General features: G+C 66.4%; 14 protein-coding genes. 3 read left to right on the top strand and 11 right to left on the bottom strand.

Annotated elements, in window-relative coordinates; all coding sequences use genetic code 11:
- Window positions 1–38: 38 nt before the first annotated feature.
- Entirely contained in the window at window positions 39–2,264 is a 2,226-nt protein-coding gene (locus I7X39_RS21640; RefSeq protein ID WP_198113458.1) for a helicase-related protein, read from the bottom strand.
- A gap of 179 nt (window positions 2,265–2,443) precedes the next feature.
- Here I7X39_RS21640 and yjjJ point away from each other — a divergent pair, with 179 nt between their 5' ends.
- Entirely contained in the window at window positions 2,444–3,847 is a 1,404-nt protein-coding gene (gene yjjJ / locus I7X39_RS21635) for a type II toxin-antitoxin system HipA family toxin YjjJ (protein ID WP_198113457.1), read from the top strand.
- Between the two features lie 97 nt (window positions 3,848–3,944).
- Here yjjJ and I7X39_RS21630 read toward each other — a convergent pair whose 3' ends face one another.
- Window positions 3,945–4,535, bottom strand: a complete 591-nt coding sequence (locus I7X39_RS21630; protein WP_198113456.1) for a lipocalin family protein — start codon at window positions 4,533–4,535, stop codon at window positions 3,945–3,947.
- A 114-nt stretch (window positions 4,536–4,649) separates the two neighbouring features.
- Between I7X39_RS21630 and I7X39_RS21625 the strand changes: the two genes are divergently transcribed.
- Window positions 4,650–5,195 carry an HD domain-containing protein gene (locus I7X39_RS21625; RefSeq protein ID WP_198113455.1) on the top strand — a complete coding sequence of 182 codons (546 nt, stop codon included), beginning with the start codon at window positions 4,650–4,652 and terminating at the stop codon, window positions 5,193–5,195.
- A 12-nt stretch (window positions 5,196–5,207) separates the two neighbouring features.
- On the opposite strand, the gene I7X39_RS21620 is transcribed toward I7X39_RS21625, so the two are convergent.
- On the bottom strand, window positions 5,208–5,909 hold the full coding sequence (locus tag I7X39_RS21620; RefSeq protein ID WP_198113454.1) for a type 1 glutamine amidotransferase domain-containing protein: 702 nt from the start codon (window positions 5,907–5,909) through the stop codon (window positions 5,208–5,210).
- A 116-nt stretch (window positions 5,910–6,025) separates the two neighbouring features.
- On the opposite strand from I7X39_RS21620, the gene I7X39_RS21615 reads away from it, so the two are divergent.
- Window positions 6,026–6,961 (top strand): LysR family transcriptional regulator, encoded by a 936-nt coding sequence (locus I7X39_RS21615; protein WP_198113453.1) that lies wholly within the window; start codon window positions 6,026–6,028, stop codon window positions 6,959–6,961.
- 28 nt (window positions 6,962–6,989) lie between these two features.
- Here I7X39_RS21615 and I7X39_RS21610 read toward each other — a convergent pair whose 3' ends face one another.
- From I7X39_RS21610 to dnaA, 8 genes are all read right to left on the bottom strand, one after another.
- Window positions 6,990–7,691, bottom strand: a complete 702-nt coding sequence (locus I7X39_RS21610) for a M48 family metallopeptidase (protein ID WP_198113452.1) — start codon at window positions 7,689–7,691, stop codon at window positions 6,990–6,992.
- Window positions 7,691–10,810 carry a type I restriction endonuclease subunit R gene (locus I7X39_RS21605; RefSeq protein WP_198113451.1) on the bottom strand — a complete coding sequence of 1,040 codons (3,120 nt, stop codon included), beginning with the start codon at window positions 10,808–10,810 and terminating at the stop codon, window positions 7,691–7,693. Before I7X39_RS21605 ends, I7X39_RS21610 begins: the two co-directional genes overlap by 1 nt.
- Window positions 10,807–11,898, bottom strand: a complete 1,092-nt coding sequence (locus tag I7X39_RS21600; RefSeq protein WP_375140809.1) for a restriction endonuclease subunit S — start codon at window positions 11,896–11,898, stop codon at window positions 10,807–10,809. The genes I7X39_RS21605 and I7X39_RS21600 overlap by 4 nt, the downstream gene beginning before the upstream one ends.
- A gap of 68 nt (window positions 11,899–11,966) precedes the next feature.
- A complete protein-coding gene (locus I7X39_RS21595) occupies window positions 11,967–14,399 on the bottom strand; it encodes an N-6 DNA methylase (protein ID WP_198113449.1) in 2,433 nt (810 codons plus the stop codon).
- Between the two features lie 90 nt (window positions 14,400–14,489).
- The gene (locus I7X39_RS21590) at window positions 14,490–15,950 is read right to left on the bottom strand and encodes an ATP-binding protein (protein WP_198113448.1); all 1,461 of its coding nucleotides are present in this window, start codon (window positions 15,948–15,950) and stop codon (window positions 14,490–14,492) included.
- Window positions 15,951–16,131: 181 nt separating this feature from the next.
- Window positions 16,132–18,642, bottom strand: coding sequence for a DNA topoisomerase (ATP-hydrolyzing) subunit B (gyrB, locus tag I7X39_RS21585; RefSeq protein ID WP_198113447.1), 2,511 nt, complete (start codon window positions 18,640–18,642; stop codon window positions 16,132–16,134).
- A 71-nt stretch (window positions 18,643–18,713) separates the two neighbouring features.
- Entirely contained in the window at window positions 18,714–19,832 is a 1,119-nt protein-coding gene (gene dnaN / locus I7X39_RS21580) for a DNA polymerase III subunit beta (protein ID WP_198113446.1), read from the bottom strand.
- A 117-nt stretch (window positions 19,833–19,949) separates the two neighbouring features.
- The coding region (dnaA, locus tag I7X39_RS21575; RefSeq protein WP_232352120.1) for a chromosomal replication initiator protein DnaA at window positions 19,950–21,078 on the bottom strand (1,129 nt) is incomplete at its 5' end.

Raw genomic sequence — 21,078 nt, 5'->3', positions numbered from 1 at the left:
GGCAGGGCGCGCTCGCCTGGCGACCGCCCCTCGTCAGTTCAGCGCCCGCGCCGCTGCCACAGCGGCCGCTTGCCCTTCAGCTGCCGCTCAATCCCGTCGTTCAGCCGCCCGCGCAGGTCCAGCACCTCGTCCACATGGCCGTACACGCCGGGGAAGCGCAGATCCAGCCAGAGCCACAGCGTGCACATGCGCAGCGCCTGCTCCATGCGGTCCAGGCGGGCGTGCTGGTCCACGTCGTCCACGAACTCCGGCGCGCCGGCCTGGCCGGTGCGGGCGTGGCGTTCGGCCCAGCCCTGGAACTGCTCCAGCAGCTGCGGCAGGCGTGAATCCACTGGCGCCTGCGCGTAGCGGAAGCGCTCCTGCAGGCTCAGGCCCGCGGCGTGCCGGTCCAGCATCTCGGCCAGTTCCAGCATCTGCTCCAGCTCGGCCACGGCGAAGTGGGCGTCGTCCAGGCGCAGCTGCTGCATGAAGATGCTCAGCACCGCGTAGAGCTTCTTCACCCCCATGCGCTCGGCAATGGTGCTCACATGGCCCCAGTTCGGCGCCACCGGGGCCTTGAAGTCGCGCGGCGCGCGCGGCTCCTTGGGCAGCAGCTCGCGCAGGATCTTCATGGCGCTGGCCTCGCTCTCCTTGAGCACGCTCACGAAGCCCTCGTCGTGCAGGCCGTAGCGGCCGGCGCGGCCGGCGATCTGGTGCACCTCGCTCACGCTGAGCTTGCGGTCGCCCACGCCGTCGAACTTCTCCAAGGTGGAGAACAGCACGCGGCGGATCGGCAGGTTCAGGCCCATGCCGATGGCATCGGTGGCCACCAGCACATCGCTGGCGCCCACCGCAAAGCGCTCGGCCTCGCGGCGCCGCACCTCGGGCGGCAGCGCGCCGTAGATCACGCTCACGCGGTGGCCGTCCTGGGCAATCTGGTCGCGCAGCATCAGCACGTCGCGGCGGCTGAAGGCCACCACCGCATCACCCGGCTGCAGATGCGTCATCGGCACCGGGGCGGGCATCAGCTGCACCTGCTGCTTGCGCTCAAAGAGGCGCCGCTCGGCGCGCTCGCCGCACAGCGCCAGCAGGCGCTCGATGGCGGGTGCCGCGTAGGCCGAGGCAATGATGATCAGCTCGCGCGCCGGCACGCCGCAGATGGCCTGCGTCCATGCCCAGCCGCGCGAGTCGTCGAACAGCATCTGCGCCTCGTCGATCACCGCCACGTCCACCGGCTCGCGCGTGTTCGCCATCTCGATGGTGCTGCTGACCACGCGCGCGTTCTCGGCCGGCACGCGCTCCTCGCCCGTCAGCAGCGAGCAGGGCACGCCGCGGCCGGCCAGGCGGTCGCGCCCCTCCAGCGCCAGCAAGCGCAGCGGTGCCAAGTAAGCCCCGTTCTGCACCTGCGCCAATTTCTCAAACGCCGCATGCGTCTTGCCGCTGTTCGGCGGGCCCAGGAAGAGCGTGACCCGGCGGCCCAGCTGGCGCGCCACATCAAAGCTGTCCGGGTAGCCGCGGAAGGCCAGCTCGCGGCCCAGGCTGGCCAGGCGGTCCTGCTCGTTGACGGCGTTTTCCCAGCGGTCCTGCGCACGCGTCAGCGCCGCCTTCAGCTCCGTAAAGGGCATCGGCACGCTGCACTCGGCCTGCAGGCGCGGCAGCAAGGATGGCAGCAGGCTGGGGTGGCCCATGGCTTCGCTGCGCGCCACCAGGTGGTTCAGGTGCAGCGTCAGCTCGGCCGGGTGGGAGTAGGGCGGCATCGGCCCCAGCGCGCGGCGCAGGGCGGCCAGGTCGCCATCGCGCACAAAGGCCCACAGCGGCGCCTCGTCCACCGGCACGCGGTGCGCCAGCTCGATGCGCCAGCCCTCATGCGCCAGCTCCAGCGGCTGCATGCACAGGCGCGTGAACAGCAGGCCTTCGCGCTGCAGGCCCAAGGATTCAAGCTGCTGCATGCGCTGCTGCAGCTGCGGCCGCAAGGTGTTGCTCAGCGGCGTGGCGTCCAGCTGGGCCAGCGCCACGGCAATGTGCTGCGGCAGGATCCAGCGGCTCGGCCGGCCACCGGCCGCGGCCTTGCCGATCTGGATGGCGCCCAGCCGCTCCAGCGCCTCGTCGCCGTCCTCATCCAGGTCGGCCGGCGCCAGCACCTGCGGCAGCGCATGCGCGGCCTGGCGGATGCGTTGCCAGTCTTCGGGCTTCAGGCCCGCAGGCAGGCGCGCGGCGTGGCGCGGCTGGGGCAGGGGGAAGGGCGGGGCGGGGGGCTTGGGGGCGGGAGGGGTTGCGGACTTCACGGCGGGAGTGGAACAGATGCGCTGTGTGCAAAGGGGCCGCGGCGCGTGGCGGATGCCGATCTGGGTACCGCTTATTTGCCGAACTATTCAGGCCAACAATTTGGGTCTGTTTGGCGAAAGTCGTGTTTTGACAAACGCATAAGTGCGAAGATTCGGGCCAATTTTCAGGCCATTCAGCCATGCCGCCCCCCTCAGACAGCCTGCGCACCACCCTGGCCCGCCACGCGCCGGTGTCGCGCCAGCAACTTGCTGAACGCACCGGCCTGCCGCTGCGCAGCCTGCAGCGTCAGCTGGAGGCGCTGGGCCCCGAGCTGCTGGCTGCGGGCCAGACGCGCCGCCGCCGCTTTGCCCTGCGCCGTGCGCTGCGCGGGCTGCTCTTTGATGAACCCGTCTACGCCATCGATGCGTCAGGGGCGGTGTCGCAGCTGGGCCGGCTGGTCCCTATCCGACCCGAGGGCTGCCATCTGGACCTGACCGCCTCGCTGTGGCCCCTGGGTCCATCCGGCGCGGGTGAGGCGCGCGAGGGCTGGTGGCCCGGTCTGCCCTACCCGCTGGCCGATGCGCGGCCGCAGGGCTTCCTGGGCCGCCTGTTTGCGCGCCGCCACGCGCGCGAGCTGCAGCTGGACGCCGACCCGACACGCTGGTCCGACGACGCCGTGCTGCTGGCGCTGCGCAGCCTGGGCGCGGACTTGCCCGGCAACCTGGTGCTGGGCGATGCGGCGCTCGAGCAGGCGCGTGCCCAATGGCTGCAGCCGCCCCCCACACCCGAAAGCGATGCCGAGCTGAGCGCGCGCTATGCAGACCTGGCCACGCGCACGATGCAGGAAGGCATTGCCGGCTCCTCGGCCGCCGGCGAATTCCCCAAATTCATCACCCAGCGCCAGCTGGCCGGGGCCGCCACCCCGCATTGCATCGTCAAGTTCTCCGGCGCCGATGCCGGCTCGGCCACCGTGCAACGCTGGTCCGATCTGCTGGTCTGCGAGCACCTGGCCCTGCAGGCCCTGGCCCTGCACACCGCGCTGCCAGTGGCGCGCTCCCGCATCCTGCAGGGCGGTGGCCGCACCTTCCTGGAAAGCGAGCGCTTCGACCGCCACGGCCGCTTCGGCCGCAGCCCGGTCGTCAGCCTGCAGACGGTGGATGCAGCCCTGCTCGGCCACGCCGGTGAGTGGCCCCAGGCCGGCCGCGCGCTGCGGGAAGTCGGGTTCATTCGCGCCGAGACCCTGCAGCGCATCGAACTGCTGCATGCGTTCGGCCGCCTGATCGCCAACAGCGACATGCACGCCGGCAACCTCGGCCTGCTGCCCCAGCGCCAGGCCGATGGCCGCTCCGGCTTCGAAATGGCGCCGGCCTACGACATGCTGCCCATGGCCTACGCGCCGCTCGGCGGGGGCGAGCTGCCGCAGCGCGAGTTCACGCCGCCGCTGCCCAGCCCCGCGCAGGCCGATGTGTGGCGGCAGGCCCTGGCGGCGGCCACGGCCTTCTGGGCCGAGGCGGCGCAAGACGACCGCATCTCCAACGGCTTTCGGGCCGTGGCGGCGGACAACCTGCAACGCCTGCAGCGCGCGGCTGAGCTGCCCCTGTAGCGGCGCCCTGCTCGGGGCGGAACTTTTAGCCGCACCAGGAGCGGAAGACGATGTCGGGTGCGCGCAAGCGCCCCTTCGCCCCTGCGCTCAGGCGCCCTCAACCTCCCTGCGGCGGCGCCTCGCGCTTCAGGCGTCCCAGGTCAAAGCCCCGCTCCCGCAGCAAGGCCTCCACCGCCGCCCATTGCTCGGCATCCAGCTGCGGCGTGCGTGCCAGCACCCACAGGTACTGCTGCGTCGGTTCGCTCACCACCGCCCACTGCTGCTGCGGGCCCAGCTGAAGCACGTCGTACTTGCCCCAGCCCACTGGCAGCCAGCGCAGCGCCGCGGGCAGGAAGCTCACCTCCAGCGAGGCCGGCGCCACCACGCTGCCCTCGCGCTGCTGCGTGCCCGTGCGCGGCCGCGCCATGCCCTCGGTCTCGTCCCAACCGTCCTTGGTGCGGCAGCGGTTCAGCACCCGCACGCGCCCGTCTTCCAGCAGCGTGTAGGTGGCCGTGGTGCTGTCCAGGCATTGCTCCTGAAAGCGGTTCGGGACCAGCGCCACCTGGTGCCAGCGGCCCATGTAGGCAGGCAGGTTCAGCTCGGGCAGTGGCGTGGTGGGGCTGGCGGGGCTGGCGGGGCTGGCGTGTGCGGTGCCGGCCAGGGCCAGCAGCAGCACGGCCAGGCGGCGGGGAAGCGTGGAATTGGGCATGCGCCCAGCCTAGCGGAGCCGCCCTTTCACCCGCTGCACCAGGGGCTTGCGCCCGGCAGCCGCCTCGCCCTGACACTCAACCCGAACCCCCAAGAGCGACTCCCGGAGCCTTCGATGCAAGCCACCCACCCCCTCCCGCTGTTCGTCCAAGCCGTGGCCTTCGCGGCCGAAAAGCACCGCCACCAGCGCCGCAAAGACGCCCAGGCCTCGCCCTACATCAACCACCCCATTGCCCTGGCCCAGGTGCTGGCGCAACTGGGCGGTGTGCACGACCCCGTCGTGCTGTGCGCCGCCGTGCTGCACGACACCCTGGAGGACACCGAAACCACGGCCGAGGAACTGCAGGCCCTGTTCGGCGCCCCGATCGCCGCCGTGGTGCAGGAAGTGACCGACGACAAGAGCCTGCCCAAGCCCGCGCGCAAGCAGGCGCAGATCGAGCACGCGGCCACGCTTTCGCCCGCGGCCCGGCTCGTCAAGCTAGCCGACAAGATCTGCAACCTCAGCGACATCCTGGCCCACCCGCCGCAGGGCTGGGACGCCGCGCGGCGCCAGCAGTACTTCGACTGGGCCGCCCGCGTGGTGCAGGCCCTGGGGCCGGTGCACCCCGGCCTGGAGCAGCGGTTTGCCGAGCTGCTGGCGCGGCGCGCCGAGCTCGCCTGAACGCGGCGCGGCTCAGGCGGCCACGCGCACGCCCAGGGCCTGCAGCAGCATCTGCGCCACCCGGTGCGATGACTGCGGGTTCTGCCCCGTCACCAGCGGGCCGTCCTGGATGGCGAAGGGCTGCCAGTTGTCTGCCCCCTCGAACCGACCACCGAGCTCCCGCAGGCGCGTTTCCAGCATGAAGGGCACGACGTCCTGCAGGCCGACCGCCCGCTCCTCCGCGTCGGTGAACGCGTTCACGCGCAGGTCCTTCACGATGGACTGACCGTCGGGGCGACGCGCCGTCACCAGCCCGGCCGCGCCGTGGCACACCGAAGCAATCAAGCGTCCGCCCGCAAATGCACGCTCCACCGCGCGGGTCACGCCGGCGTCGGTCGGCAGGTCCCACATCGTGCCGTGGCCGCCCGGGAAGAACAGCGCGTCGAACTGCGCGCCGTCGAAGTCGCTCACGCGCGGCGTGGCCGCCAGGCGGGCCTGCAGCGCCGCATCGGCCAGGAAGCGCTCCACCACGGCGTCGTTCTGGCCGCGCGGCTTCACGCTGGAAGGATCGATGGGCGCCGGGCCGCCGGCCGGCGAGGCCAGCGTCACATCGGCGCCCGCGTCGCTCAGCGCGTAGTAAGGCACCGCCAGTTCTTCGGCCCACAGGCCGGTGGGTTTGTCGGTGCTGCCCATGCGGGCGTTGGAGGTCACGATCATCAGGATGCGGGGGCTCATGGGGTGTCCGTCGTTCATCAGTAAAGCGCTGTGCGGCGCGGTGCACTCACTGTAGGGCGCACCTCGCGGCCAATAAACTGATCCAGAAGAACAAGATTGATAACGGCGATGAACAAATGAGGCGCACCTTCGACCCCGTCCAACTCGGCAGCATCGAGCTCTTCTGCAAGGCCGCCGAGGTGGGCAGCTTCACTGCCGCCGCCGAGCACCTGGGCCTGACGCCGGCCTCGGTCAGCCGCTCCATCGCGCGCCTGGAAGCCCGGCTGGGCGTGCGCCTGTTCACCCGCACCACGCGCAGCGTGCGCCTGACCGCCGATGGCGAGCTCTACCAGGCCCAGTGCCAGCAGGCGCTGGACCAGATCGCCGAGGCCGAGCGCGCCATCACCGGCCGGCAGACCGTGCCCAAGGGCCTGCTGCGCATCAGCGTGGGCACCGTGTATGGCCACCACCGGCTGGTGCCGCTGCTGCCCGGTTTTATGGCGGCCTACCCCGGTGTGGAGGTGGAGCTCAACGTCTCGAACCGCAACATCGACTTCATCGAGGACGGCTACGACCTGGCCATCCGCCTGGGCGAGCCGCGGGACTCCCGGCTGGTGGCGCGCAAGCTCGAAGACGCCCCGGTGGGCCTGTTCGCCGCGCCCCAGTACCTGAAGCGGCGCGGCCGCCCGAAGTCCATCGACGACCTGCGCCAGCACGACCTCATCCAGTTCGTGCTGCCCAGCACCGGCCGCCCCATGCCCTGGATCCTGCGCGACGCCGACGGCCACGAGATCGACTACGCCTTCAAGAGCCGCCAGCGCGTGCACGAAGACGTGCTGGCCGGCCTGGGCTGGGCCGCGGCCGGCGGCGGGCTGTTCCAGATCTACCACTTCGTGGCGCGCCCCCTGGTCGAGGCCGGCCAGCTTGTGGAAGTGCTGCGCCCGGCCGGCGGCCGCACCCGCCCCTTCTACGTGCTGTACCCGCACAACCGCCACCTCTCGGCGCGGGTGCGGGCGTTTGTGGAGTACTTGGTGCGGGTGGTGGGGGAGACGAAAGGGCAGGCCTTGCCCTAGCCAGCGGAGGGCGGCCACTCAGAATCAGTTAAGGCGCCAATGGAAGCGCATTCAGCTCCCGCCGCGCCTCCTGCCATTGCGGCCACCACCGATCCAGCAGCGCCACAAAGCGCTCGCTGTGAGTCGGCTCCAGCAGGTGCAGCATCTCGTGCACCACCACGTACTCGACCAGATCCTTGGGCTTCTTTACCAACTCGGTGTTCAGTCGGATGTTGCCGGCGCGGTGGTTGCAGCTGCCCCACTTGGTCTTCATGCGCTGAAGGTAGTAGCCCGACACCTTCACGCGTAGCTTCCTCTCCCAGCGGGCGATCAGGGCCGGGATCTCGGCGTGCAGCAGCTGCTTGTGCCATTCGTGCATCACCTCGGCGCGTTTGGCAGCATCGCTACCCGGGCGAACGGTCAGCTTGATACGCCGATGGTCGAGCTTCACGCATGGTTTGGCATCAGCTTCGACGACCGTCAGCAGATGACGCCGGCCCCAGAGCTGATGGCTCTCCCGGGTGACGTAGCGCCGCGGTGACTCGCGCGCCTGGCTGAGGAGCGACTTCTGCTGCTGCTTGATCCACCCCAGCTTCGAGATCGCGTACGCACGCGCCACCTCAGGCCGAGTGTTCGGCGGTGCCACCAGCGTCACCCGCCCGTTGGGCGGGTGCACGGTCAGGTGCACATGCTTGACACGCTTGCGAGTGAGCTGAATCCTCACCTCGCCCAGCTCGATCACGTCACCCATCAGTAACCCGGCTGGTGCTTGATGATCTCGAAGACCGCCAGGGTGGCCGCCTTGTCCTTGCCCATGATGGGGAAGATCGCGTTCAGCACCTGGGCCTCTCGTGCCGGGTCGCCCTTCCAGCCGGCGGGCGCCTTCTCGCGCATTGCCTTGTCCAGCTTCAAGGCCAAGGACAGGCGTTCACTTTCGTGGACGACTCTCGGCTCTGCGGCCGTGTTGGGCTGCACCGAAGCCGCCAAGATGGTCGGCAGGTTGTTGAAGAGGACCGTCGCCTCCTTGTTGCCATGCAACTCGGCCGGCACCTCGTTCTCGCTCTTGCCCTGGGCCAGCTTCTTGACCAAGGCCTCGGCGTTCTTCAGGAACTGCTCGTAGTCGTCGGTCTCATCGCGCTTCTGCTCGATCAAGTCCTCCAGCAGCTTCGACATCTCCTCGTAGAACTTGGGGTCGGTCAGCTGCTCGCGAACGATGGTCTTGCGGACGTTGTTGATGATCCCCTCGGCGATCGCATCCCGCGACAGCTTGCCCTTCTCGTTGAGCTTCTTCGCGATCGCGTCGTGGATGCCGGTCTCGATGATCAGCTCGGTCAGCGACAGCGAGCTCAAATCCCCCAGCGGATTGGCCGGGTCAGCCTGGATGTAGGTGTTGATGAGGTGGCGCATGTCCGCCTCGAAGGGCTTGATATCCAGCTCCTCGCCCGAGTGGTTCTTGATCGCCGCTCGGACCTCCGCGTAGAAGTCCGTCTCCTTCTCAAATGCCGCGATCTGCGCAGCGCTGTAGCCCGCCTCCTGCAGATGGGACACCAGATCGGAGTAGGCGCGCACATAGGCCGCCACGGCCTTGTAGAACGCGATCCGCATTGGCTCGGTGTCGTTCAGCGCCGTGGGGTTGGCGGCATCCCCGCAGAAGTAGTGGATGTGCTGCTCAATCCCCTGCGGCTGCTTCACCGGCGCGCACAGGTAGATCAGCGCCTCACGGGCCGCATCCAGCCTGGCCTTGCCTTCCTCCAGCCAATCCTTGACCACCACATTGGCGTCGTCGCCGCAGGCCTCGATGTCCAGCTCGTCCGAGGTGTAGACCGCAATCGCGTCCTGCACCTTGCTGAACAGCTCCTTGTAGTCAACGATGTGCCCGTAGTCCTTGTCGTCACCGTCCAGGCGGTTGGTGCGGCAGATCGCCTGGAACAGGTTGTGGTCGCGCAGCTCGTTGTCCAGGTAGATGTAGGTGCAGCTGGGCGCATCAAAGCCCGTCAGCAGCTTGCTCACCACGATCAGCAGCTTCAGGTTCGCCGGCTCCTCGATGAAGCGGCGCTTCATCTCGGTCTCGTACTGCGCAGTGGTCTGATCTTTGGCCAGCACGTGCTTCGTGTACGTGTCGAACTTGTAGCGCTCGTCGCTGTCCTTGGGCTCTTGCGAGATCGCGTTGTGGTTCGGCTCGTACGAGGTGATGAGCCCGCAGTAGGCGCCGAAACCCGTGTTCTGGAACAGGCGGAAGTAGTGGCAGGCGTCGTAGATCGAAGCTGCCACCAGGATGGCCGTGCCGCGGTCGTTGTTCAGGCGCGGCTTCACGCCGAAGTCGTGAACGATGTCGGCAATGATGCGCTGCTTGCGCTCGCCCGCGCTCATCAGCTCTTCCATCGTGGCCCAGCGCCTGCGTAGCACCGACTTTTGGAAGTTGTTCAGCCCCTGTGTCTTCTTCTCGAACCAGTCGTCGATGGCCTTGCGCGAGGTCAGGCGCTGCGGCACGTCACGCGCCTCGTACTTCAGGTCCAGAACCACCTTGTCGGCCACCGCCTGGTCGAACTTGTAGGTGTGGATGAAGGTGCCGAAGACCTTGGCCGTGGTTTGCTTGTCGCGGCGCAGCAGCGGTGTGCCGGTGAAGCCGATGAAGATGGCGCTGGCCAGCCAGCGCTTCATCTGCTTGTTCATGTCGCCACCCTGGGTGCGGTGGCATTCGTCCACGAACACATAGAAGCGGCCGGCAATCTTCGGCGGCTCGCCCTTCAAGTCGGCCACATCGATCTTGTGGATCAGCGCGCACATCAAGCGCGGCGAGGCCGAGCCCAGCTTGTCCACCAGCTCACGGCGCGACTGGATGCGCGGCGACGGCGCCTCGGCCCCGATCACCCCGGCGTTCTTCATCACGCCTTCGATCTGCTTGTCCAGCTCGTCGCGGTCGGTCACCACCAGGATGCGCGCCTCGGGGTCGTGCTCCAGAAGCCACTTGGCAATCAGCACCATCAAGATGCTCTTGCCACTGCCTTGGGTGTGCCAGATGACGCCCCCCTCGCGCTTGCGGATGCGCTCCTGCGCGGCCTTCACGCCTTCGTACTGATGCAGGCGCGGCACCTTTTTCTGCCCGGCGTCGAAGATGACGAAGTTGCGGATCAGGTCCAACAGCCGGGTGGGCTCCAGGATCTGGCTCAGCGGCGCGTCGAGCAGTTCACCTTCCGCAGGCGTGGCACCTTCGCCCGCCTTCAGGTGGTGCTTCCACTCGACGAAAAACTTCTCCGGCGTTCCCGTCGTGCCGTAGCGAAGGCCTTGCGAGTCGCTACCCGCCAGCACCAGTTGCACTGTGCTGAAGAAGCCCTGGTTGAAGATGGCTTCCTGGTTGCTGATCAGCTGACGGATGCCGTTCGCCACGTCCACGGAACTGCGCTTGAGCTCGATCACCACCACGGCCAGGCCGTTGATGAAGAGCACGATGTCGGGTCGGCGTTCGTGCCCGCCCTTCAGCGTCACCTCCTCGGCCAACGCGAACTGGTTGTTGCCTGGCGTCGTCCAGTCGATCAGGTGCACCGTCTCGTGCGGCGCACCTGCGGCTACCTGCACCGGCACGCCGTAGCGCAGCAGCTGGTAGGTGCGCAGATTCGCCTGGTACAGCGTGATGCCAGTGACATCTGCAGCCGCCATCAGCTTCTGCAGAGCCTGCGAGGTGTGGGCGTCGGAGTAGCCGCGCTGCTTGAGGTTGGCGCGAAGCAGCTCCAACTCGATGCAGCGATTGCCCTCGCGCTTGCTCCAGTCCCCTAGATTGGTGTAGCCGAGGCCATCTGCGGCGGTGGCTGTTGTCACCAGCTTGATGACGCGGTTCTGGGTCACGCGTTCGGGGCGGAGGGGCGGCGTCATACGAGGCGGGTCCTTCCGGTCAGCAGCTCTTGCATCATTCCTTGCTTGAGGGCGCGGGTCTTGTCGCGGCGGGCTTCGAGGGCGGCCAGTTCGGCGTCCATGGATCGAAGAATCTCTGCAATCGCCGCCTGCTCATCGACTGCAGGTGCAAAGAACGGAATTGGATTCACGTCCTTTGCATGGATGTGCGGCTGCGCACCACCGGTCTGAGCCTTGTAAATCAGTGCTTGCTTTAGTAGAAGCTGGTAATAGACGAAGTCAAGCGAGTAGCCATCAGCTTCGCTAATCGTTGAGCAATCCGAAGCGAATATCGGTCCTTCGTGGATGGCAACATAACCCGCACTGGCCCCTGAAGCGCTGATCGTGATCGTGCGGCCAAATCGATTGGCAAAGGCGTGGAAGTAGGCAGGCTGCTTGCCACCGGCAATCACTGGAACATGACCGGGCGCCAACGTCTTGGCCGTAATGAGCTGACCCTTCTGGATGCTGACCAACTGGCCGAGAGGTTTGACCTCCCACGCATCCTGAAACCCCGGAAGCCGGGCCTGGCCGGTGAGGAGTTGCTGCATGGCGGCCTGCTTGATGTCGCGCTTCTTGGCGATTAGGCGGTCCAGTCCGGCTAGCAGAGCGTCCACGTCGCCCAATGCAGCCGCAATCGCATGTTGCTCCGCCACAGGAGGGAGCGCGATCTTCAGCGCTTCGAAAACCGGCATGTAGATCGTGTTGTGGATGCTGCCGGCCATCAACCCCCGCCAGGTTCTCCCCATGCTGCGGAAGAGGTACACCAAAAAGTGGTTATGCAGCTTGGGACCGCAGATGTAGTTGGCGAAATCCTGGCTGGTGGCCATGGGACTAGCCATCACTGTTGCCTTGCCTACCGTGGCGGTTCGCGAGAAGACAACTGTCCCTTGTGGGAGTAGTCGGGCCGATGAGTTGTTGAGCCCGTCCTCTGTGATCGATTTTGATGTCGCACTTATCTCCGGACCGTCTAGAGATTGGGTGTCGTGCAGAGAGACCCAATTGACGTTTCCTCCCCAGTAACTGGGCATTCGCTTACTGGGCGTATGCCCACTCTCGAGTCGCGCCACTGTTGCGATAGGCGCGCACTCCCAATCCTCCGGAATCACGCCGACATCAGTGCGCTTGTAGCCGGACGTCAGTTCCACTTTGCCCCCATCTTCGCGAGGTGTGCCTCTACTTTGGCGGCAAGGGTGGCAACCTGTTCAGTGAGCTTCGGCAGCGGCGTCGCATACCGCTCGGCCAGTTCTCGGATGCGGCCCGTTAGCGTCTGCGATACGCGGTCGAGCTCGGCCCGCACGGTGTCGGCCAGCGTCGCCATCCACTTGTCACCGATCACCAGCGACTGGATTTCGGTTCGGGTCAGCGCCGGGTATTTTTCGTAGGCCAGCGTGTCCAGCGCCGCCTCACTGTCGCGGCACTGCCTCTTCAGAGCGGCGATGCAGTTGCCCAGGTCCTGCCATCGCTTGAGCAGCTTCAACTCCTCGGCGCCGTCGCGGTTGGCGCCGATCTCGCGGATGCGCTCCTTCACCGCCACGGCTGTGATGCTGTCGTAGCCGTTGAAGACGCCGTCCTCGCCACCTTGCTCTTCTTCAAGCTCGGTTTGGCTGGCCACGGCCGCGTCCAGTTCGGCCTGCAAGGCATCAATGGCAGCCTGCTCCTTGGCGAAGTAGCGCGCCACGATCAAGGGCTTGGGAATCAGCTCGCAGGTCCAGCCGCGATCCTTGGTCTTGCCCTTCTTGTCGGTCTCCAGGATGCGACTGGTCTTGGCCACCCAGCCGTCGGCAGCGATCAGGTAGACGTCGTCCTGCATGGTGGCGGCCCAGTAGTCCATCAGGTGCTGGTAGACGTCGTAGGCGTCGATCAGGGGCAGGTCCTTGAAACCCGCGAGCAAATCCTCGGACAAGGTCTCGATCAGCGCCTTGGGATGGCCACCCGCCTCGAACTCCTTCAGGCGCTCGGTGGCGTCGGCGCGCCACTGAGCAAAGCGCTGCGTGGCCTGCTGGTTGAAGGCCTGGAACTCGGCGTGGCCGCCGATGGCTGCCTTCAGTTCCGCCACGGGCAGCGTGAGCTGCACATACCCCGCGTGGCCAGTGGGCTCGAACAGGCTGCTGCGCACACCGGGCAGCACCTGCCAGTAGGGGGCCAGTGGGCTGGCCGCATCGTCCAGATCGCGCGCCGGGATGCCACCGCGCAGGTGGGCGGTGATGTCGTGCAGGTCCTCGGGCTCGCTGCTGTCGATATAGCGCGGCAGGTTGAGGTTGTAGTCGTTCCTCGCGTCGGCAATCTCGGCCAGCGGCACCTGGCGGGCGTAGCGCGGCACATCGGCCTGGCGCATGAAGACGTCCACGATGCGGTGGATGTCTTGCTCGCGCAGGCGGTTCTTGTTGCCGTCCTTGATGAAGCCCTTGCTGGCGTCAACCATCATCACGCCCTTACGGCCGGCGGCGTTTTCCTTGTCCAGCACCAGGATGCAGGCCGGGATGCCGGTGCCGTAGAACAGGTTGGCCGGCAGGCCGATGATCCCCTTCAGGACGCCGCTGGTGATCAGTTGCCTACGGATGGCGGCCTCGGCATTGCCGCGGAACAGCACACCGTGCGGCAGGATGCAGGCGGCCTTGCCGCTGGCCTTCATGCTGCGAATGATGTGTAGCAGGTAGGCGTAGTCGCCTTGCTTCGCCGGCGGCTCGCCCCAGGCGAAGCGCTGGAATTTGTCGTCGGACGGGGTGAGGCCGGTGCTCCAGGTCTTGTCGGAGAACGGCGGGTTGGCGACCACGTAGTCGTAGGTGCGCAGCTGCAATCCGTTCAGGAACTTTGGGTTGGCCAGCGTGTTGCCGCTGAGGATGTTGGCGGTCGGGAAGTCGTGCAGGATCATGTTCATCCGCGCCAAGCCCGCGGTGGTCACGTCCTTCTCCTGCCCCTCCAGCGTGATGTGCTTGCCGGCTTCGGCGGCCACCTTCAGCAACAACGAGCCCGAACCGCAGGTCGGGTCGTAGGCCGTGGTGGAGGCCTTGGTGTTGTCCGGTGAGATGCCGATTACCTTGGCGATGACGCGGCTGACCTCGGACGGCGTGTAGAACTGGCCCTTGCTCTTGCCACTCTCGGTGGCGAAGTGGCGCATCAGGTATTCGTAGGCATCGCCGAGGATGTCGTCATGCTCGGCGCGGTTTTTCGAGAAGTCGAGTTCGGGCTTCTGGAAGATGGCGATCAGGTTGCTCAGGCGCTGCACCATGGCATCGCCTTCGCCCAGTTTGTTGGGATCGTTGAAGTCCGGAAAGTCGCTGCGCGCGAGGCGGGCGTTGGCGTCGATCAGCGGCTGAATGATCTGGGTGTTGATCTTGTCGCCGATGTCGCTCTTGCCCTTGAGCGCGATCATGTCCTTGAAGCTGGCGCCGGCCGGGATGACCACCGGTGGCGCAAAGTCGTCGGAGTCGGCGTACTTGTCGCTGATGTACTTGATGAACAGCATGAACAGGACGTAATCCTTGTACTGGCTGGCATCCATGCCGCCGCGCAGTTCGTCGCAGCTGGCCCAGAGGGAGGAGTAAAGGTCAGACTTCTTGATCGCCATCGGGAGCTCAGTCGGAATTCATGGGGGTGGTGAGGGGCTGGGCATGGGTCTGAAGCTCAAACTCATGACCTCCGCTAGCGGATGGCTCGCTCAGGCCCAGTAGGGGATGTACTCGGCGAACTTGTTGCCGGTGCTGCCGTCCTTGCGCTTGATGCGGCCGGCCTCGACGGCGTCGCCGATCAGATTGGTGATGTTGTTCCGCTGCTTGTCGGACAACTTGAAGCGCTCGCGCAGCGAGGTGTTGGTGAGCACTTGGCTGGACAGGTACTGCAGCACCGCGTGCTGGTAGGTGGCTTCGATGCGTTCGGGGCCGGACATCTCGGCAAACTTGCGCGGCGCGCTGAGCGTGACGCTGAAGGCGTTCTCATGCGGGGTGACGACGAGCGGCGGCAGGCCAAAGAGCTCGATGGCGCTGACCACCTTCTGAAACCCGGTGCCGCGTTCTTCGCAGATGCGGTAGCGGCGGAAGGCCTTGGCCAAGCGCTCGTTGCGGGATTCGGGTGTGGTGCCGATCAGGCGGTCCGGCTTCTTGCTGGGCAGCAGGCTGCCCGGGCTGGTGACGGTGATGCGGTCCGCGTAGATGTCCACCATGGGGCCAGCGCCGCTGATGTTGAAGTCCTGATGGATCAGTGCATTGGCAATCAGCTCGCGCAGCGCGATGTCGGGGTAGACCGTGGTTTCGGTGCGCAAGGATTGCTGGATGACTTCGGAGTGCGGGAGCACCCGGCGCAGGTGGGTGATCAGGCCTTCGAAGCCGACGGCATAGCCGCGCTGGCCCAGCAGTTCGTCGATGGCATCCACCTTGTTGGTGCCGCGATAGCGCACGACGCGGATGCGCTTTCGATCCAAGCTGGGAAAGTCTTCCAGCTTGCGGGCTGCGGCAATGGCGCCGAAGTGGGTGATGTAGTAGCCGCGGCCTTCTGGGATGGCAATGCCTTCGGCGAGTAGCCAGCGGGCGAGGTCATCGGGGTCCTCGGGCTGGGGGCGCTGCAGCAAGGCGGCAATGGCCTCTAGGTCCAGCAGGGCCTGCACGTCCTCTAGCTTGAGCAGGGGCGAGGCGCGGAGGTCTTCCCAGCAGGGTGTGCTGCTGTTGAGCATTAGCGCGCCGACTTCTTGGCGCGAGGCCTTGCGGGTGGTGCCGCCCGAGCGAATCCAGGTTTCCATCTCCGACTTGCCGCGGCGATGGATGGGTTTGACCGGCTGCTCTGGGATGCGGACCAACAAGAGGGGCACACCACTGGAGTGGTCGACCACGGCATGGTCTAGGGCGACTGGGGGCTCCACCGCTTCACGGCCCAGATTGGCGAGCCTGGCCGTGATCTCGCGCGCCTCGGAAGGGGCTACGCCAACGAACTGCCCGTCATCGGCGACTCCAAAAACGAGGTAGCCGCCGTTGGGGTGATTGGCGAATGCCATCAAGTGCTCGGCCAGCCGGTCCTTGTGGTCCGAGAGGCGGGCTTTCCAGTCCAGCTCGTTCAGCTCATGGGGAATCGGCGTCAGGCTTTCGCCCAAGGCTTCAAGCGCATCCGAAACCCAGAGCTTGGTTGCCATGTGATAGCAAGCTGTTGATTTGTTTGAGTTTTTCTTCGGTTTCCGGATTCCGCTGTGATAGCCGCAGGAAGCCAAAAGTGGTTAAGGATCGCCACGCGAGGAATTCCGGCTGTGATGCTAAGCCCTTGAATTCACAACGAAAAAAGGGCTCTTCCGGATTCGGCTGTGATAGCGGTGCAGCTCACGCATCGATATTCGCCGCCCTCAACGCATTCGCCTCAATGAAATTCCGCCGCGGCTCCACCTCGTCGCCCATCAGCATGGTGAACACGCGATCGGCTTCGATGGCGTCTTCGATCTGCACGCGCAGCAGGCGGCGCACGGTGGGGTCCATGGTGGTTTCCCACAGCTGCTCGGGGTTCATTTCGCCCAGGCCTTTGTAGCGCTGGCGGCCCACGGCGTTCTCGGCCTGCTGCATCAGCCAGGCCATGGCGGCGCGGAAGTCTTCGACCTTGGATTCCTTGGCCTTCTCGCCCTCGCCCTTGCGCACGATGGCGCCGGGCTGGATGAGGCCCTGGAAGCTGATGCCGGCGTCGGCCAGTACCTCGTAGTCGGCGCCATGCACGAAGTCGGCGTGGATGACGCTGGCGCGCACGTTGCCGTGGTGCATGCGGGCGATCTTGAGGAAGAACTTGTCGGTGCGCGGGTCGGTCTCGGCGGTGACCTCGGCGTCGTGCAGCGCGGCCTTGAGCTTGGCGGCGCTGGCCTCGGCGGCGTCTTTGCTGTCCAGGTTGATGGCCAGGCCACCGGCCAGCACGTGCAGGGCCTCGCCGTCCATCCAGTTGCTCAGGCGCTCGATGACGGACTGGGCCGCCACGTACTTGCGGGCCAGGGTGTCGAGGCTGTCGCCCTTCAGCGAGGTGCTGCCGTCGCCGGTGTCCAGGCTGGCGTCCTGCAGGGCCACCTTGAGCAGGAAGCCGTCGAGCTCGTGGGCGTCCTTCAGGTACTGCTCGTGCTTGCCGACCTTGACCTTGTAGAGCGGTGGCTGGGCGATGTAGATGTGGCCGCGCTCCACCAGCTCGGGCATCTGGCGGTAAAAGAAGGTCAGCAGCAGGGTGCGGATGTGGGCGCCGTCCACGTCCGCGTCGGTCATGACGATGATGCGGTGGTAGCGCAGCTTGTCGGGGTTGAAGTCGTCATTGCCGCCGGTGCGGCCGATGCCGGTGCCCAGCGCGGTGATGAGGGTGATGATTTCGTTCGAGCTGAGCAGCTTTTCGTAGCGCGCCTTCTCGACGTTCAGGATCTTGCCGCGCAGGGGCAGGATGGCCTGGAACTTGCGGTCGCGGCCCTGCTTGGCGGAGCCACCGGCGGAGTCGCCCTCGACGATGTAGATCTCGCAGCCGGCGGGGTCTTTCTCCTGGCAGTCGGCCAGCTTGCCGGGCAGGCCGAAGCCGTCCAGCACGCCCTTGCGGCGCGTCATCTCGCGCGCCTTGCGGGCGGCGTCGCGGGCGCGGGCGGCTTCGATGATCTTGCCGCAGACGATCTTGGCGTCGTTGGGGTTCTCGAGCAGCCAGTCGTTCAGCAGGCGGCTGACGATGTCCTCGACCGGCGCGCGCACTTCGCTCGACACGAGCTTGTCCTTGGTCTGCGAGCTGAACTTGGGCTCGGGCACCTTGACCGAGACGACGCAGGCCAGGCCTTCGCGCATGTCGTCGCCGCTGACCTCGACCTTGGCCTTCTTGGCCAGCTCGTTGTCGACGATGTACTTGTTCAGTACGCGGGTCATCGCGGCGCGCAGGCCGGTCAGATGGGTGCCGCCGTCGCGCTGCGGGATGTTGTTCGTGAAGCAGAGGACGGACTCGTTGTAGCCGTCGTTCCACTGCATCGCGACCTCGACACCGATGTTGGTGTTCTGCTCGCTCATCTTGTCGCCGATGGCGTGGAAGATGTTCGGGTGCAGGGTCTTCTTGCCCTGGTTGATGAACTCGACGAAGCCCTTCACGCCGCCGGCATAGGCGAACAGGTCTTCCTTCTGGTTGCGCTCGTCGACCAGGCGGATCTTGACGCCGTTGTTCAGGAAGCTGAGTTCACGCAGGCGCTTGGCCAGGATGTCGTAGTGGAACTCGTTGTTCTGCTGAAAGATCTCGGTGTCGGGCAGGAAGTGGACCTCGGTGCCGCGCTTGTCGGTCTCGCCGATGACGCGCATCGGGCTGGTCTCGAAGCCGTCGACGACCTCGATCAGGCGGTCCTGCGGCACGCCCTGCTTGAACTCGACCTGATGGACCTTGCCGTCGCGGCGCACGGTCAGGCGCAGCCACTTGCTGAGGCCGTTGACGCAGCTCACGCCCACCCCGTGCAGACCCCCCGAGACCTTGTAGCTGTTCTGGTTGAACTTGCCGCCGGCGTGCAGCTCGGTCAGCGCAATCTCGGCGGCCGAGCGCTTGGGCTCGTGCTTGTCGTCCATCTTCACGCCGGTGGGGATGCCGCGGCCGTTGTCGATGACGGAGATCGAGTTGTCGGAGTGGATGGTGACGGTGATGTCGTCGCAATGGCCGGCCAGGGCCTCGTCGATGGAGTTGTCGACCACTTCGAAGACGAGGTGGTGCAGGCCGGTGCCGTCCGACGTGTCGCCGATGTACATGCCGGGGCGCTTGCGCACCGCCTCCAGGCCTTCCAGGATCTGGATCGAGTCCGCGCCGTAGCCGGGGGCCGGCTGTTGCGGTTGGTTCTCGGGGGTGGCTTGGTCGCTCATGACAGGAACTTTCGGGGAACTCTAGAAACACAGAAGCGGGCCGAGGCCCGCTGGGTGGAGGCGTGCGGGCCTCAGATGCGCATCGGCATCACCACATACTTGAAGTCGGTGCGTTCCGGGATGCTGAACAGCGCCGAGCTGGCCGAATCGTGCAGGTCCAGCCCCACCATTTCCTGCGGCATGTTGGCCAGCACGTCGGTGAGGTAGGTGACGTTGAAGCCGGTCTCGATCGGGTCGCCGCCGTAGTCGATCTCGATCTCTTCCTTGGCCTCCTCCTGCTCGGCATTGCTGGCGGCAATGGTGAGCAGGTTGTCGGCGAAGGACAGGCGCACGGCCTTGAACTTTTCGCTGGTCAGGATGGCGGCGCGGTTGAGCGCGGCCAGCAGGGGCTGGCGGCCCAGCACCAGGTGGTGGCGGTGACCTTTGGGGATCACGCGGTTGTAGTCGGGGAACTTGCCCTCGACCAGCTTGGTCACGAACTCCATGCCGCTGAAGCTGAAGCGCGCCTGGTTGCTGGAGAAGCGCATTTCGATGGCGGCGTTCTCGTCTTTGCTGCTGTCCTTCAAGAGGCGTTGCAGCTCCAGCACGGTCTTGCGCGGCAGGATGACCTCCTGCTTGGGCATCTCGATCTCCAGCTCGGCCTGGGCCAGGGCCAGGCGGTGGCCGTCGGTGGCCACCAGCGTGAGCGTCTTGCCTTCGGCCACGAACAGGATGCCGTTCAGGTAGAAGCGGATGTCGTGCACCGCCATGGCGAAGTGCACTTGGTTGATCAGGGCCTTGAGCGTGGCCTGCGGCACGGCGAAGGCGGGGCCGAAATCGGGCGCTTCCTGCACCAGCGGGAAGTCCTCGGCCGGCAGGGTCTGCAGCGTGAAGCGGCTCTTGCCCGCCTGCAGGGTCAGCTTGTTCTGGCTGCTGGAGAGGCTGCAGATCTGGTCGGACGGCAGGCTCTTCAGGATGTCGATCAGCTTGCGCGCGCCTACCGTGGTGGCGAAGGGCTCGGCATCGCCGGCGAAGGGCGCGCGGGTGCGGATCTGGATTTCCAGGTCGGAGGAGATGAACTCGACCTCATCGCCCTCGCGCTTCAGCAGGATATTGGCCAGGATGGGCAGGGTGTGGCGGCGCTCCACGATGCCGGCCACCGATTGCAGGGCGGCGAGCAATTGGTCCTGGGGGCCTTTCAACACGATCATTGGAGCGTCTCCTGGCTAGCAAGTCTTCTAGGGGGCGCGGGATTGTCACCCAGCGCCCCATCGCCCTCTTGGAGGGGCGGACCCTGATCCGGCCGCCGGCCGGATCGGCTCTGCGGTTCAGCCCTTGAGGGTCTGTTCCAGCACGTGCAGCTGCTGGTTCAGCTCGGTGTCCTTCTGGCGCTCGCCACCGATCTTGCGCACCGCGTGCAGCACGGTGGTGTGGTCGCGGCCACCGAACAGGTCGCCGATCTCGGGCAGGCTCTTCTGCGTCAGTTCCTTGGCCAGGTACATCGCAATCTGGCGCGGGCGGGCGATCGAGGCCGGGCGCTTCTTGCTGTACATGTCCGCGACCTTGATCTTGTAGAAGTCGGCCACCGTCTTTTGGATGTTCTCCACACCGATCTGGCGGTTCTGGATGGAGAGCAGGTCCTTCAGGGCTTCGCGCGCGAGCTGGATGTTGATGTCCTTGCCGCTGAAGCGCGAATAGGCCAGCACCTTGCGCAGCGCGCCTTCCAGTTCACGCACATTGGCGCGCACGTTCTTGGCAACGAAGAAGGCCACGTCCTCGGGCATCTGCGTGCCCTCCTGCTCGGCCTTGCGCATCAGGATGGCGACGCGCATCTCCAGCTCGGGCGGCTCGATGGCAACCGTCAGGCCGGAGTCGAAGCGGGAGGTCAGGCGCTCGTCAATGTCCACCAGGCCCTTCGGATAGGTATCCGAGGTCATGATGATGTGCGCCTTCTTGGCCAGCAGGGCCTCGAAGGCGTTGAAGAACTCTTCCTGGGTGCGTTCCTTGCCAGCGAAGAACTGCACGTCGTCGATCAGCAGCAGGTCCAGCGAGTGGTACTTGGCCTTGAGCTCGTCGAAGGTCTTGCGCTGGTAGTTTTTCACCACGTCGGTGATGAACTGCTCGGCGTGCAGGTAGAGCACGCGGGCGTCCGGCTTGTCCTTCATCAGCTGGTTGCCGACGGCATTCATCAAATGCGTCTTGCCCAGGCCCACGCCGCCGTAGATGAACAGCGGATTGTACATGGCGCCCGGGGCGCCGGCCACGTGCAGGGCGGCGGTGCGCGCCATCTGGTTGGCGCGGCCGGGCACCAGGGTGTCGAAGGTGAGCGCCGGGTTCAGGCGGTTGCTGGGGGCCACGGCGGTGGCGCCGCCCCAGGTGCCGGTGGGGGCCGCCGGTGCGCCCGCGGCCGCGGGTTGGGCGGGGTGGGCCGCGGGGGCGGCGGCGTGCGGCGCGCTG

Origin of the sequence: Inhella proteolytica, from assembly GCF_016093275.1 — a bacterium.
GTDB lineage: Bacteria > Pseudomonadota > Gammaproteobacteria > Burkholderiales > Burkholderiaceae_C > Inhella > Inhella proteolytica.
The sequence above is the reverse complement of the archived record's forward strand: the minus strand, read 5'-3'. Positions and strand labels throughout refer to the sequence as shown.

What these genes read in the sequence shown, in the direction of transcription:
- yjjJ (WP_198113457.1), top strand. Translation starts at nt 2,444, where the DNA reads ATGCCGCCCCCCTCAGACAGCCTGCGCACCACCCTGGCCCGCCACGCG.
- I7X39_RS21630 (WP_198113456.1), bottom strand. Translation starts at nt 4,535, where the DNA reads ATGCCCAATTCCACGCTTCCCCGCCGCCTGGCCGTGCTGCTGCTGGCC.
- I7X39_RS21625 (WP_198113455.1), top strand. Translation starts at nt 4,650, where the DNA reads ATGCAAGCCACCCACCCCCTCCCGCTGTTCGTCCAAGCCGTGGCCTTC.
- I7X39_RS21620 (WP_198113454.1), bottom strand. Translation starts at nt 5,909, where the DNA reads ATGAGCCCCCGCATCCTGATGATCGTGACCTCCAACGCCCGCATGGGC.
- I7X39_RS21615 (WP_198113453.1), top strand. Translation starts at nt 6,026, where the DNA reads ATGAGGCGCACCTTCGACCCCGTCCAACTCGGCAGCATCGAGCTCTTC.
- I7X39_RS21610 (WP_198113452.1), bottom strand. Translation starts at nt 7,691, where the DNA reads ATGGGTGACGTGATCGAGCTGGGCGAGGTGAGGATTCAGCTCACTCGC.
- I7X39_RS21605 (WP_198113451.1), bottom strand. Translation starts at nt 10,810, where the DNA reads ATGACGCCGCCCCTCCGCCCCGAACGCGTGACCCAGAACCGCGTCATC.
- I7X39_RS21595 (WP_198113449.1), bottom strand. Translation starts at nt 14,399, where the DNA reads ATGGCGATCAAGAAGTCTGACCTTTACTCCTCCCTCTGGGCCAGCTGC.
- I7X39_RS21590 (WP_198113448.1), bottom strand. Translation starts at nt 15,950, where the DNA reads ATGGCAACCAAGCTCTGGGTTTCGGATGCGCTTGAAGCCTTGGGCGAA.
- gyrB (WP_198113447.1), bottom strand. Translation starts at nt 18,642, where the DNA reads ATGAGCGACCAAGCCACCCCCGAGAACCAACCGCAACAGCCGGCCCCC.
- dnaN (WP_198113446.1), bottom strand. Translation starts at nt 19,832, where the DNA reads ATGATCGTGTTGAAAGGCCCCCAGGACCAATTGCTCGCCGCCCTGCAA.